The organism is Clostridium lamae (assembly GCF_033043255.1).
GTDB classification, from domain to species: Bacteria; Bacillota; Clostridia; order Clostridiales; family Clostridiaceae; genus Clostridium; species Clostridium lamae.
This window is the reverse complement of the sequence record NZ_JASCQJ010000011.1, coordinates 78,946-93,970: the sequence shown is the minus strand read 5'-3', so window position 1 is coordinate 93,970 and position 15,025 is coordinate 78,946. Positions and strand designations below refer to the sequence as shown.

The following is a 15,025-nucleotide window of genomic DNA, read 5'->3' as shown; positions in this document are numbered from 1 at the left end:
AAAGTACATTCTACTTTACTATAGAAGATGGTTATTTAATAAGAGAAAATGAATTTAGTTATATTAAATTCAAACTAAATAGAATTAAAGAAGTCAATATTATGAAATATGGATTAATTTTAGCTTTAGAAAATAAGAAGTCTTTAATTTTTATTCCTAATACTGTTTTGCCTGTTACTTTAGAAGAGTTTATATCCTTACTTAAAGCTGAAAATAATTCTCTTATTGTTATTGAAGAATTTAAAAATTTAAAGAAATCTCTAAAAAAATATATGTCTTATTTACAATTACCATAATATTATCTATTATTTTTGGCTTCTTCATCGGAAAGTATAATTACAAGCATAACTTTACTAAATATGATTTAATACTTAATAGTGAATTAATTACACAAGATAATAAGTCTTATCTTTATGAAAATAAAGAATTAGGAATATCATTAACCTTCCCAAATAAATGGGAAAATAAATTTGGAATTCAAGAGCTTCCAGATAAAATAAATGTATATTACCTTGCAGATGGAAAACAAAGTTATAATACTACTTTATTATTTTCAATAAGAGGTTTAAATGAAGTTTTCGATACTAATGATTTCAATATTATACGGAGTGATGAATTATATATGTTTCTGAGTCCTACCTCAATAGACTTTAAAAAGGATTCAAAAGAATACTTGGATTACTTAGAACTATATAAAGATATAAAAAACATACAATTACGTAAAAATAAATATTATAAAATTTAACTAAGAAAACTATGGTTTATAAGAAAAAAACCATAGTTTTTTATTTATCTATTTTTAGAATATCTATCATTCCATTCTTCAGTCCATTCAGAAAAATCTAATCCAGTTACCTCTTCTAAAGTTTTACCATCTAAAGATGAAATCGCTCCAACTACATCTTTATTTGGATAAGAGTAGCCTCCTATTATTTTTCCATCTGCAAACATATAATATAATTGCACTCCATTTTTTGCATTGTTGTCTTGTTCTTGTAGTGGATGGTTATTTACTATAAATTCATATGTTGTTATTTCCTTTTCAAAATATTCATCAGGCTTTATACTTTGAACACCCCATATTTGTTGATATGGAATTGTTTCTGTTCCTCCACATATTTTAGTTTTATCCAATATATATTTATCTATTTCACCTTTAGACTTAATAAACTTATAACCCCTACTCTCTATATCTTCTTTTGCAATTTTTTCATTATCAGTCAAAGTATAAGGTGAATTATTAGTACATCCCAAAATAGATAAAGTGATTAGTGATATTAAAATAATAAATATTTTTTTCTTATTGCTTCTCATCTTCTACCTCTTTATATAGACTTGATATTAAAGTATAACCTAAAATAATACTTGATATAGTAAAGATATTAGAAAATGAATTTGAAATTGGTACAAGAATTACTATATATGGTATCGAAAAAATAAGAGAAGGTATTCCTAATATTATTAATTTAGGAATATTAAATTTCCACTTTCCTTCACGCTTTAATTCTATTAAGAATCCATCTAATCCTAATACTACGCCAATGCCTCCATAAAATATAATTCTAATTAATGTTATTAGCCAATAGTTATACATAAATGTTATTGCGGCCCTATCATAATGCATCTCCAATAATAATGTACCTGTAATATATAAACCAACAATCAGAATAAGATATATAATATATTTCCGCCAAGACCTACTTTTCACTTTAATTCCTCCCTATTCATTTCTAATAATTCTTTTTATCCTTAAATTAATTATATCCTAAAAATAGTAAATTTTATTTATTTATTATTTTTTTATTTGTAACAAATAGGAATATATGGTAAACTATAATTACACAAATTATTTACAATAAATATACATAGATATATTAAAAATATAGTTTATGTATCTTTAATTATATGAAATTAAATTAATGAAAATCTTAATTATATTAATATCCTATATATATTATAGATATGGGACTGCTAATATTGAATCATCTACAAGAGTTGAAACCATGTTAGTAAAAGGCATTAATAGAAATAGATTATTATGATTCTATATTAAAATAAAAGGCAGTCTTAGGACTGTCTTTGTGTTTTATATTAAATCATAATCAATTGAGCATTTACCTTGTCATGGCTATATTAAAGAGGGGTGAAGAAATGAATTTTAGAAAAAGACTATCATTAGTCTTAATATTTATTTTATCAATTTCTACATTAGATAAAGTAGTTTATGCAAATCCTCTTGAGGAGCAACTACAGCAGTACAATCAAAGTATAGAAGAAGATACGGCTACACTAAGTTCATATGAAGCTCAAGAAGAAGAACTGAGACTTGCTATTCAAGAATTAGATAGTAAGATAGAAAGCGCATTATATGAAAAAGCTATAATTGAAGAAGAAATAACTATCATTAACAATCTGATATATCAAAGTACTCTAAAAATAGATCAGTACACTAAGGAAATAGCTGAAAAAGAAGCTAAAAAGAATGTCTTTGTACGTAATATGTACAAGTTTGGTGGAGACCTATCTTATGTAGAGGTTGTATTTAAATCAGATAATATATTTGATGCAGCATATAACTTTTATAATTACTCAGCCTTAGTTAGTGCAAGTAAAAAGAATATAGAAGAATTGGATAAGCTTAAGAAAGACTTAATTAGTGAACAAGAAACTTTAGAGTTAAATAAATCTGAATTAGAAAAAGCTAACAACGAAGTGCAATCTATAGTTGACGAAATGAAACTTATGATTGATGAACAACAAGAAAAATTAAATGAGTTAAATATAGTTCAAGCTAATTTAGCATATAAGATAGAAAGTGAAAAAGCAGAAGTAGCCAATATAACTGCTCTATTAGAAGAACAAAGAATTCAAGCCGAGCTAGAAAGGCAAAGACAAGAAGAAGCAAGACGCCAAGCTGAAGAGGAAGCAAGAAGACAAGCTGAAGAGGAAGCAAGAAGGCAAGAGGAACTGGCTCAAAATGAGCATTCTCAACCAAATAGAGGTAGTAATGAAGAATATAATAATACAAATTATCCAGTAAGCAATAATTATACTGCAGCAGAAGTTGTAGCCTATGCTAGCCAATTTCAAGGAGTACCTTATGTTTGGGGTGGTACAAGTCCTAGTGGCTTTGATTGCTCTGGCTTAGTACAATATTGTTATGCTCAGTTTGGATATTATTTACCAAGGGTATCACAAGATCAGCAGAATTTTGGAACAAGTATAAGTTTATCTGAACTTAGAACTGGTGACTTAGTATTTTGGGGAAGACCTGCTACCCATGTAGCATTCTATATAGATGGGGGTTATATACTTCATGCGCCAAATACAGGAGATGTTGTAAGGATACAACCTATAAATTTAAATGCTATCACTTCAGCAAAGAGAATTATTAACTGATTTCCATTTTATGGTCCCCAGGGGAAAATCCCCAGGGGATTTTCCCCTGGGGACCATTCTTCCATTCCTTACAGTAGCTTACTCAATACATAGTCTACTTCTATATTTGTAGTTATTAATAGACCCTCTTCATCTATATCAAATAAATGATTATGATGTTCTGCAGAAGTGTTTGAGTTATTTGAGTTTTTAGTTCCTACATGAATATATGTGCCTGGAACTTCTATTAAAAATTCTGCAAAATCATCTGCTCCTAATCTCTTAGGCTGATTAGTTAGTACATTTTCTTCACCAACTACATTACTAGCAATAGCTACCACTTCTTCACTAACTTTTTCATCATTTATTAGTGGTGATGCATAATCTTTAAATTCTACTGAAACTTCTGCTCCATATATTTCTCCAATAGATTTTGCTATTTTTTCTACATTCTTATTAGTTTTTTCTCTTGTTTCAAAGGAAAAAGTTCTTGTTGTTCCCTCTAGTACCGCTTCTTCTGCTACTGCATTATATATTGTGCCCGCACTAATTACACCAACACCTACAACAACTGTATCAACAGGATCTGTTTGTCTACTTACTATTGATTGCAAATTAATAACTATTTGGCTTGCAATATATAAAGCATCTATTGATAAATGTGGTACAGATACATGTCCTCCCTTTCCTTTTACCTTTATTTTAAAGTAATCACATGAAGCTGATATAGGTCCACTTGTTACTGATACCTTTCCAATATCTATATGAGAGGATACGTGTGCCCCAACTATCTCTTCTACCCCATCTAATGCGCCCTCTTTAATAAATATCTTAGCCCCTTGTCCAATTTCTTCTGCTTGTTGAAAGAATAATCTTACTTCCCCATTTAATTCATTTTCTCTCTCTTTTAATATTTTTGCGGTTCCAATAAGACTAGCTGTATGTGCATCATGACCACAAGCATGGTGATATCCTTCATTTTGTGATTTATATTCTACTTCCTTATCATCTGGAACTTTAAGCCCATCTATATCTGCTCTTAAAGCTATAACTTTCCCTCTTGAATTAGCCCCTTTTATCAACCCTAAAACCCCTGTGTCTCCTATTCTCTTATGTGGAATATTTAATTTATCTAACTCTTCTTCAATTCTTTTTGCTGTTTTATATTCCTTTAAACTCTCTTCTGGATATTTATGCAATTCTCTTCGTAGAGAAATAATATAATCTTTTTCTTTTAAAACATAATCTTTTATACTCATTGAATTTGCCCCCTTCTATTTATAAATTTCTATTTCCAAGTTGGTAGATATGCGCCTTTATATTGCTCTTCTATTACTTTTGCAACTTCTTCTGTTCTATATGCATCTACAACTTTTTTGTAAGTTTCATTATCTTTATCCTCTGTTCTTGCAACAATTATATTTATATATGGATTATCACTGCCTTCTATTACTTTTTCTAAATATATAGCATCTGAACTTGGATAAAATCCTGCATCAACAGCGTGTCCACCATTTATAAATGCAGCAGCTACATCATCTAATAATCTTGGTGTTTGTGCTGCTTCAACTTCTACAAATTTTATATTTTTAGGATTTTCAGTTATATCACTTAATGTTGGTGTATAACCTGCTTCTGGATTTACCTTTATAACTCCCGCTGTTTCTAAAACTTTAAGAGATCTTCCTCCATTAGTTGCATCACTTGGTATTGCAATTGAATCTCCATCCTTTAATTCATCTAATGATTTTATTTTATTAGAATATATTCCAAGCGGAGCTATTATTGTTTCTCCTATAACTGATAAATCAAGTCCTCTATCTTTAATATCTTGATTCAAGTATGCATAATGCTGAAAAGCATTTAAATCTATTTCTTTATCTGATAAAGCTTGATTAGGCTGACTGTAATCTGAAAAAGTAACAAGCTCTACAGTTATTCCTTCCTCTGCTAGATTTTTTATTACTGGTCCCCATTGCTCTGTATTTTCTCCAACTAATCCTACTTTAACTACTTTATTCTCTTTACTAGCTTCTGCTGCCCCACAGCCTGCTAATGATAAAACTAATACTCCTGATAATATAATATTTAATATTTTTTTTGTTTTCATATTTACACTCTCCTTTTTATTTATTACTTATTGCTTATTGCCTGTTCAATATTAATTCCCCAAACTCTTCACTCTTCACTATTCACTATTACTTATTCACTATTACTTATTCACTATTACCTAACTAATGTGTTGTTTTTTTAATTATTAAATTTCCTGCCCCTTGGATTATATTTACAAATATAAGTAGTATTATTACAGTAACAAAAGTTATATCCACTTGATATCTTTGATAGCCATATCTTATAGCTAGGTCACCAAGGCCCCCACCCCCTACCGAGCCTGCCATAGCTGTTAAACCTACTAAGCTTATAAATGTTATTGTCGTAGCTCTTACTATATTAGGAATACTTTCTCTTAAATAAACTCTGAATATTATTTCAAGTGATGATGACCCCATTGACTCTGCTGCTTCAATTACCCCCTTATCAATTTCAGATAAAGCACTTTCTATCTGTCTTGCAAAGAAAGGTATTGTTCCAAAAACTAATGGTACAAAAGAACCCTTTGTTCCAATAGCAGTTCCTACAATAGCTCTTGTTAATGGAATTACTGCTGCTAATAAAATTATAAATGGAATTGATCTTGTTATATTTATTATTTTTTCTAAAACATAATAAATTGGCTTATTTTCTAGTATATTCCCCTTCTTTGTTACAACTAATATCACCCCTAATATAAGTCCAATAACAAAGGAAATAGCTCCTGCTACAAAAATCATGAGTAAGGTATCTAAAGTAGCCTTATAAATTTCTGGTATCTTTGTTACTGCATTAGGCAATAATCTTTGTACTATGCTTTCCATCCTTAATCACCTCTACTTCCACCTTATTTTCTTTAAGATACTCTATAACATTATTAATTTTACTTTCTTCTCCTCTTATGATTACTATTAACCCACCTAAAGGAGAGTCTTGGATTATCTCTATATTGCCAAAGATTATGCTAGTATCTACATTGAATTCTCTAGACACTATTGAAATTATTGGCTCACTTGTACTATCCTCTAAATATTTTAGTTTTAATATCTTCTCATCTTCCTTTATATCAACTACTGAAGATCCGTCCTTAATTAAATCATAAATGTTAGTTAATAAAGATGTACTATCTATAAAGCTCTTTGTTATCGTCTCTCTTGGCTCTGAGAATATTTTAAATATATTCCCCTCTTCAACAACCTTCCCATCTTCCATTACAGCAGCTCTTGTACAAATTTCCTTTACTACCTGCATTTCATGAGTTATTATCACTATTGTTATTCCAAACTTTTTATTTACTTCTTTCAAAAGCCTTAATATTGATTTTGTAGTTTGTGGATCTAAGGCACTTGTTGCTTCATCACATAGTAAAACTTTTGGATCATTTGCTAAAGCTCTTGCAATCCCAACTCTTTGCTTTTGCCCACCACTTAGTTGTGAGGGATAAACATTAGCTTTATCTTCTAATTCAACTAGTTTCAATAACTCATTAACCTTATTCTTTATCTCTTCTTTTGAATATCCATTACCTTTAAGTGGATAAGCGATATTTTCAAATACAGTTCTAGATTTCATAAGATTGAAATGTTGAAATATCATACCTATCTTTTTTCTTTCTTCCCTAAGCTCCTTATTTGATAAGCTACTAAGCTCTCTCCCATCTATAAATACTTCACCACTAGTTGGTTTCTCTAAGAGGTTAATACATCTAACCAATGTGGATTTCCCTGCTCCACTAAAACCTATAATTCCATAAATCTCACCTTTTTTAATGTTTAGTGTTACATCCTTTAGTGCTTCTACTTGTCCAGCTTTTGTGTTATAAGTTTTACTTAGATTTTTTAATAGAATCATAAATTTCCCTCCCTTTATAAAAAATTGTATAAAAAAAACTGCTTTCCTAAAAAATAAGAAAGCAGTGTAATATACACATATTTTGTTCTCATATTTCAGACGCAGTAGTAACTGCAGGAATAGTGCCAGCTGTTAATGAATAATGCATAATTGATAATGCGTACTTGTTGAAATAATTCAGACAAGCTGAATTATGAAAATTAGCAAATTGTACATTAATCACTTTACATTATTAACTCTGCATTATTAATATTGCGCTATGCTTAACTAAATCTTAAAAACTACTTTAGTAGTTTTCACCTTAATTATGCATTATGCATTATCAATTACGCATTGTGCTTCGCACTTTGACTTCCTTGGGCCAGTCCCTCCGTCTTTTATGGAAAAATATTCAATTGTTAATATATATTCTATATATCTATTTTGTATTTGTCAATATAAAAAATATTTTTTTATGCTTTTTTTCTTTGGAATATTTTACTGCTTAATAATATCAAGGCTATAATAGCTAAAACTAAGTACACCATCCCAAATATCCTTATTCCGTGATTACTATATAACACTCCTGTAGTTAAATTTAAAATACTTGGTAAAATAGTACCTGATAATGAGCTCATTAATATAAATGCTATAAAGTGTTGCTCTGGAGGTACAATGTTTCCAACTATTTTATTTTGTATTTGTAACACTATTCCTGTTACTATTCCATGAAGCATTGTTATAATTAAAATTACTATATAAGAATTTGTAAAAATCATTATTGCCCATCTAACTGAGAGAGTTATAAGTGATATTAATAGTGCTATATCTGTTTTTTCTAATATCTTAATTTTGTCATAAGTTAATAAGAGAACAATCTCAAATATAACCATTACAAAAGGAATAAGACTTATAATTGCATCTGATACCTTTAAATCTATTAACATAATTTGAATTCCGTATCCAGCAGCAGCATTTTGAGTTCCCCAAATAACTGATATTATTATTAAGTACCTTAAATATCTTTTGTTTTTTAACAACTCTATTATAGATTTTAAAAGTCCTTTTCTACTTTTTTTGCTTGTTTCATTTTTTTCTATAACATCTTCTTCTACGTGTGAGAGCTTATTTAGTGTAAAAATACTTAGTAATATTAAGATACTTCCTACTATTATCGCTAAATACACTCCACCAAGCTTTATTGCTATTGGTGCTATTATACCTGCAAGTCCATATCCAATAGTTAACATTACTCTAATATGCCCATAAGAACCTTCCTTAACCTTTGATATATTTAATAAATACTTATCATTTAATGTTCCTCCAGGCTGAAGTAAAATACTTCTTACTAAATTAATTATAAAAAATAGAATGAAATTATTTATTAATATTAATAACACTATAGTAACTATATTTGATAGGTTTATAAGTTTACTAAGTCTAATTACATTCTTATATTTATCTAATATACTTCCCCACATCAAAAATATAGGAAGTACTATTAATGGCGTTGTTCCCACAATAAAGCTAATTTGTTTCGCATCAAATCCCTTTATGAAACTTAGAAATATTACAAAAATACTTCCGATAATACTAGATCCCAATGAAGAAACAAGAAGATATTTTGAAAACTTCTTAGAAAGAGAGTCCATAAAAATCCTCCTTTTTATAAATACTCAGTTATTAGTATCATCTTTTATAATAAAAAAATTCACTTGACTGAGTATTTATAAAAATTACATGTTGATTTTCATCCACTCCTCCATTACATTTTCTAATTCTAAGTTCAATTCTTCCTTTTTTAAAAACAACTCATTTAATTCCTCATGATTCATTGTTGGATTTGCCATAGCTTCTTCCATATCACCAATTTCCTCTTCAAGCCTTTGGATTCTTCCCTCTAGTTTTTTTATTTCGCTTTCTCTCTTTTTTACTTCATCTACTTCTTTTTTCTTCTTTTCTTTTTTTATTTCTTTTTGCTCTTCAATAATCCTACTCTCTTTTTCTAGCTTTAATTTATCTTGTATTTCCTTATAGTAATCATAGTTTCCAAGATAACTTTTAAATTTATAATCTTCAATAGCAATAACTCTTTCACTAATTTTATTAATAAAATATCTATCGTGGGATATAAAGAAAATAGTTCCCTTAAACTCTTCTAAAGCTTCTTCAAAAGTTTCTATTGAATCAATATCAAGATGATTTGTTGGCTCATCTAATATTAATAAATTTATATCTTCATATAGCAGTATAGAAAGCTTTAACCTTATTCTTTCTCCTCCAGATAAGGACTTAACCTTTTTAAATACACTATTCCCAAAAAACATAAACTTAGATAAATACTGTCTTGCTTGCCCTTCTAATATAGAAATATTATCCCTAAAGGCTTGAAGTACAGTATGATCCTCATTACTAAAAGTAATAACCTGTGGTAAATATCCTAATCTTACATTAGCCCCTAATTCTACTCTACCTTTATCTGGAGCTTCCTCTCCCAGTAATATTCTTAGAAAAGTTGTTTTCCCACTACCATTAGGTCCAATTAAAGCAACTCTTTCTTTAAAGTTTACTAATAAATCAGCCTCATTAAAAATAATTTTATCATCATAGCTTTTACATAGACCTTCTGCTTTTATAGTTTCATTACCAGATCTTTCACTACTTTTAAAATTTAACTTCATAGTCTTATTTTCAACCTTTGGCTTTTGTGCCTCATCACTATTTTTCATTTTTTCAAGCCTTTTTGCCATACTAGCAGCTCTTTTAAAGAATTTACTACTACCACCTCTTATTGCCCAATCTCTAAGCTCTTTTATAGTATTTTCCATGCTCTTTATTTCTTTTTGCTGCTCCTTATAATTATGCATTTCCTCAATAAGCTTTTCTTCCTTTAGCTTAACATAGCTTGAATAATTACCTTTGTAAGTTTCACTTTCCATATCTTCTATTTCTACAATTTTATTTACTACATTATCTAAGAAATATCTATCATGAGAAACTATAATTACAATACCTTCGTATCTCTTAAGATATCCTTCAAGCCATTCGATAGAATCCATGTCTAAGTGATTTGTAGGTTCATCTAATAATAAAATATCTGGATTATCCATTAATATTTTTCCTAAAATAACAGTAGTTTTTTCACCTCCACTTAATAAATTAAAGTCCTTATCTAAAAAGCTTTCTGTAAACTTTAACCCTGTACATATTCTTCCTAATTTTTCTTCTGTATTGTAGCCACCTTTAACTTCATAGCTTTGAAGTAAATTACTATATCTTTTTAATGTTCTCTCTAATTCTTCCCCTTCTAGAAGCCTCATTTTTTCTTCTAATTCATGCATTTTTTCTTCTATTTTATAAACTTCATGAAAGGCCATTTTTAATACATCAATAACCTTAATACCATCTTCATATTGTGGTATTTGCTCTAAATATGCTGAGGTAGCACCACTAGGCATATTAATAAAACCTTCATCATACCCAGGACTAGTAGCACCTGGATATCCAACACAATAATCCATTGGTAGTATTCCTGCAATTAACCTTAATATAGTACTTTTACCACTTCCATTAACCCCAACAATACCAACCTTTTCTCCAGAATAAACTTGAAAATTAATATTCTTAAGCACAAGAGTTGCTTCCATATATTTTTTTACATTAACTAATGACAATTCAAACATAAATACCCCTTCTTTCCTTGTATATTAATGATCTAAGGTAAAAGTATAAAGATTTAAAACAAAAAGACCGTAAGAAGATTTTCTCTCCCTACAGTCTGAAATAACATTATTATAATAGTCTTTAATATAACAATACTCTAACTAATTATAAACTATCAAAAATAACATAAATAATCCTTATGTCAGTTTAGGCTAATCTAATTAAAAGAATACTTATTTAAACTATGATCCTTGTATTCAGTGATGTAAGTTACCTTCTAAATGCTTTCTTCCATAAAGAGCATAACAATAAAACCTAATTAACTAGGTGAATTTTTTGCTCATTATAAAATAAATATAAAATTAAAAATTAATTTATATTAGCAATTAGTTGGTGTCATTACTTACATTCCCCTTTCAATACCTTTTATATTATTGTACCATATTTTACCTTAACTTCAAATTAAATATCTAAATATTGTGACTTATATAAATTATAATATAATCCTTTTTTATTTAATAAATCATTATGAGTTCCCTCTTCTAAGATATTCTTATCTCCTATAAACATTATCTTATCTGAATTAACTATAGTTGATAATCTATGAGCTATTACAAAAGATGTTCTTCCCTTTAGCAGTTCTTCAATTCCTTCTTGTAATAATGCTTCTGTTTCAGTATCTATACTTGCTGTTGCTTCATCTAAAATTAATATTTTAGGATCTGATAATAATACTCTAGCAAAGGATATAAGTTGCTTTTGTCCAACCGATAACCCACTTCCTTGTTCATTTAAATTAGTGTTATACCCATCCTTAAATTCTTTTATAAAATCATCTGCTCTAACTATCTTAGCAGCTTGTATTACTTCTTCATCTGTAGCATCTAATCTTCCATATCTTATGTTTTCCATTATTGTTCCAGAGAAAACAAATGGATCTTGAAGCATAACACCTATTTCTTTTCTTAAAGACTTTAATGTAACATCATTTATATTTATTCCATCAATTAAAACTTCACCTGACTTTATTCTATAAAATCTTGAAAGTAAGTTAACTATTGTAGTTTTGCCTGCTCCTGTAGGTCCAACTAAAGCTATTTTTTCTCCTGATTTAACATTCATACTTAAATTCTCTAAAATAGCACTATCTTTTTCATATTCAAAATTTACATTTTTGAACTCTACATTGCCTTGTATATCCTTTATTTCTATTGCATCCTTCTTATCATATTCTGGTTCTTCATCCATAGTTTCAAATATTCTTTCTAGGTAAGCCATTGCATTAATTAATGTATTATAGAAATTACCTATATTCATTATTGGCATCCAAAATATCCATACATATGAAACAAAGGCAGCTATTAATCCTAAAGAAACTGAATCTCTAAATACTAAAATTCCAAAAGTATAAATTAAAACTACTGATGTTACAGAAATAATATCTATACTTGGCCAAACTAAGAAATTTAATCTTACAGCTCTCATCCATGCATTACTATTTTCTAAGCAAAGTTCCTTAAATGTATCCATACTTTCTTTTTTTCTTGCAAAAGATTGTGTTACTCTTATTCCATTTATACTTTCATGAATATAGGCATTTAAATTAGATTGCTTTGCACTAACTCTTTGGAAAGCTCTTCTTTGTGCATTTTTTAAAGATAGCATAACTATCATAAGTATAGGGATACCAATTAAAGTAACTAAGGTTAACTTTATACTTAAAAATGACATAAATATTAGTGCCATAACTAAGGTAACCATATCTGCAATTAAATTTACAAAACCATTAGATAAGATATCACTAAGAGAATTAATATAATTAACTACTCTTACTAATATTTTTCCATGAGGTCTTGTATCATAATAATTAAATGGAACAAATTGAAGATTTCTAAATAAATCATGTCTCATATCAACTAATATACTTTGTCCAACGTTACCCATAGTGTGCATTCTATGCTTCATAATTATTGCTATAGTTACAAATATCATTAGATATAAAATTGAAATCAAAACTATGCTTTTAATATCCTTATTTGGTATATATTTATCTATTGCTGTCTTCATTATTACTGGTCCTAATAATGAAAGTGCACTTGATATTAACATTAAAAATACTGAAGTTGTTATCTTGCTCTTATAAGGCTTCATATACTTTAATAATCTTTTTAAATAACTTAGATTAAATCCAACTTCTAATTCTTCATCTACATCATATTTATTTCTAGCCATTTATACTCCTCCCTTCATTATGTCTAAATTACCATATTGAGTATAAAATATATTTGAGTAATATCCTCTCTTTTGTACAAGCTCCTCATGAGTTCCTCTTTCAACTATTTCCCCATTATCTAATACTAATATTAAATCTGCTTGTTTTAATGAAGAAATTCTATGTGCAATTATAAATGTAGTTTTCTTCTCTTTCATATTCTTTAACTCATATTGAATTTTCTTTTCTGTTTCCATATCCACTGCAGAAGTTACATCATCTAATACAAATATTGAAGCATTTTTCATCATTGCTCTAGCTAGTGAAACTCTTTGCTTTTGTCCACCTGAAAGACCTACTCCTCTTTCCCCTACTATAGTTTCATAACCTTCATCTAATTTCTTAATAAAACCATGAGCTTGGGCTTTTTTAGAAACTCTCTTTATTTCAGAGAGATTTGCTCTTGGATTACTAAAGGCTATATTATCTTTAATCGTATCTGAAAATAAGAATATATCCTGCATAGCTGTAGCTATATTACTTCTTAAAACGTCTAAATCTATATCTTTTACGTTAATTCCATCAATATAAACATCACCTTCTGTAGCATCGTAAAATCTTGAAAGTAAATTTATTATAAGAGATTTTCCTGAACCAGTATGTCCAACTAATCCAACTGTTTGTCCTGCATCTACCTTAAAGGAAATATTATTAATAACTTTTCTTCCTTCTAAAACTAAGCTTACATTTTTAAATTCAATATTTCCCTTAAATTTATTAATGTTACGTGCCCACTCTTTATTTACTATACTGCTTTCTGTTTTTAATAAATCCATAATTTTAGCAGAAGAAGCTATAAATCTTTGTGCATCATTAATTAAATATCCACTCATTCTCATTGGCATATTTAATGCCCATAGCAAACTACTGAAAGTAATAATATTTCCAAAGGTTATCTTTTCCATAGATACTAAAATCCCACCAACTAATACCATAATTACAGAAAGGCTATTAGAGAAAAACTCAAGCTTTGGAATATATTTTTTAGCAACATTTATTGTATCTAAATTTTTATTTCTATAATTTTCATTTTCAATGGTAAATTTATTAATCTCAAAATCTTCTCTACCAAAGGCTCTTACTACTCTATTACCACTTATATTCTCTTGTACAACTGAATTTAATCTTGAATAAGCTTCTCTTGTATTATGGAATGTAGGTAAAATTTTCTTACTCATTTTAAAAGTTATAAATCCAATCATAGGTGCAACAAGTAACATAGATATAGTTAAAATAGCATTTACATACATCATTGAAATAATTGCAAAACTAAAGGTTGTTATAGCTGATAATATATTGTAAACAACCCAAGCAACAAAATGTCTAATAGCATCAGTATCTCCTGTCATCCTAGCCATAAGATCTCCAGTTTTAACTCTGCTATAAAAATTAATATCTAAATTCAGTAGCTTGTCATATAAGTCTGTCCTTAATTTAAAAAGAACATCTTGTGAAATTATTTCTAATATCATTTGATAGCTATAAGTCATAATTCCTTTCACAATTACAACAGATATCATTATTGATACAAGTGGAATAAGTAATGATGTCTCACCCTTTCCTAAAACTCTATCAACAATTCTGCCAGTAATAAATGGATTTATCATATTTATTGCTGAAGTTAGTAATACTAAAAATAATGCAAAGAAATATTTTAATCTATGTTTCTTTAAATAACTAAATATCCATTTTATGCTATCCATATCATTTCTCCTTATATTATTTATTTCTAAGTATGATTATAAATAAGTTATTGAAAATAAAAATGTATTATATTAAACTTTAAATGTA

12 protein-coding genes are annotated in these 15,025 nt (G+C 28.3%); 2 read left to right on the top strand and 10 right to left on the bottom strand.

Features of this window, described 5'->3' with window-relative positions:
• The coding region (locus QK892_RS07835) for a hypothetical protein (protein ID WP_317272989.1) at positions 1 to 296 on the top strand (296 nt) is incomplete at its 5' end.
• 493 nt (positions 297 to 789) lie between these two features.
• Here QK892_RS07835 and QK892_RS07830 read toward each other — a convergent pair.
• Together QK892_RS07830 and QK892_RS07825 are read right to left on the bottom strand one after the other, a co-directional pair.
• Positions 790 to 1,314, bottom strand: a complete 525-nt coding sequence (locus QK892_RS07830; RefSeq protein WP_317272988.1) for a hypothetical protein — start codon at positions 1,312 to 1,314, stop codon at positions 790 to 792.
• Complete coding sequence (locus QK892_RS07825; RefSeq protein WP_317272987.1) at positions 1,301 to 1,708, bottom strand: hypothetical protein; 408 nt, start codon at positions 1,706 to 1,708, stop codon at positions 1,301 to 1,303. The genes QK892_RS07830 and QK892_RS07825 overlap by 14 nt, the downstream gene beginning before the upstream one ends.
• Before the next feature lie 443 nt (positions 1,709 to 2,151).
• Here QK892_RS07825 and QK892_RS07820 point away from each other — a divergent pair, with 443 nt between their 5' ends.
• On the top strand, positions 2,152 to 3,399 hold the full coding sequence (locus QK892_RS07820; protein ID WP_317272986.1) for a C40 family peptidase: 1,248 nt from the start codon (positions 2,152 to 2,154) through the stop codon (positions 3,397 to 3,399).
• 68 nt (positions 3,400 to 3,467) lie between these two features.
• Here the strand turns inward: QK892_RS07820 and QK892_RS07815 are convergent, their stop codons facing one another.
• The 8 genes from QK892_RS07815 to QK892_RS07780 form a co-directional block, all read right to left on the bottom strand.
• Positions 3,468 to 4,637 carry a M20 metallopeptidase family protein gene (locus QK892_RS07815; RefSeq protein WP_317272985.1) on the bottom strand — a complete coding sequence of 390 codons (1,170 nt, stop codon included), beginning with the start codon at positions 4,635 to 4,637 and terminating at the stop codon, positions 3,468 to 3,470.
• 29 nt (positions 4,638 to 4,666) lie between these two features.
• Entirely contained in the window at positions 4,667 to 5,488 is an 822-nt protein-coding gene (locus QK892_RS07810; protein ID WP_317272984.1) for a MetQ/NlpA family ABC transporter substrate-binding protein, read from the bottom strand.
• Positions 5,489 to 5,612: 124 nt separating this feature from the next.
• Complete coding sequence (locus tag QK892_RS07805) at positions 5,613 to 6,293, bottom strand: methionine ABC transporter permease (protein ID WP_317272983.1); 681 nt, start codon at positions 6,291 to 6,293, stop codon at positions 5,613 to 5,615.
• Positions 6,262 to 7,320 carry a methionine ABC transporter ATP-binding protein gene (locus tag QK892_RS07800; protein WP_317272982.1) on the bottom strand — a complete coding sequence of 353 codons (1,059 nt, stop codon included), beginning with the start codon at positions 7,318 to 7,320 and terminating at the stop codon, positions 6,262 to 6,264. Before QK892_RS07800 ends, QK892_RS07805 begins: the two co-directional genes overlap by 32 nt.
• A 452-nt stretch (positions 7,321 to 7,772) precedes the next feature.
• Complete coding sequence (locus QK892_RS07795; protein ID WP_317272981.1) at positions 7,773 to 8,951, bottom strand: MFS transporter; 1,179 nt, start codon at positions 8,949 to 8,951, stop codon at positions 7,773 to 7,775.
• A gap of 84 nt (positions 8,952 to 9,035) precedes the next feature.
• A complete protein-coding gene (gene abc-f / locus QK892_RS07790; RefSeq protein WP_317272980.1) occupies positions 9,036 to 10,982 on the bottom strand; it encodes a ribosomal protection-like ABC-F family protein in 1,947 nt (648 codons plus the stop codon).
• 442 nt (positions 10,983 to 11,424) lie between these two features.
• A complete protein-coding gene (locus QK892_RS07785) occupies positions 11,425 to 13,194 on the bottom strand; it encodes an ABC transporter ATP-binding protein (protein WP_317272979.1) in 1,770 nt (589 codons plus the stop codon).
• A complete protein-coding gene (locus QK892_RS07780; protein ID WP_317272978.1) occupies positions 13,195 to 14,937 on the bottom strand; it encodes an ABC transporter ATP-binding protein in 1,743 nt (580 codons plus the stop codon).
• Between the last annotated feature and the right edge of the window lie 88 nt (positions 14,938 to 15,025).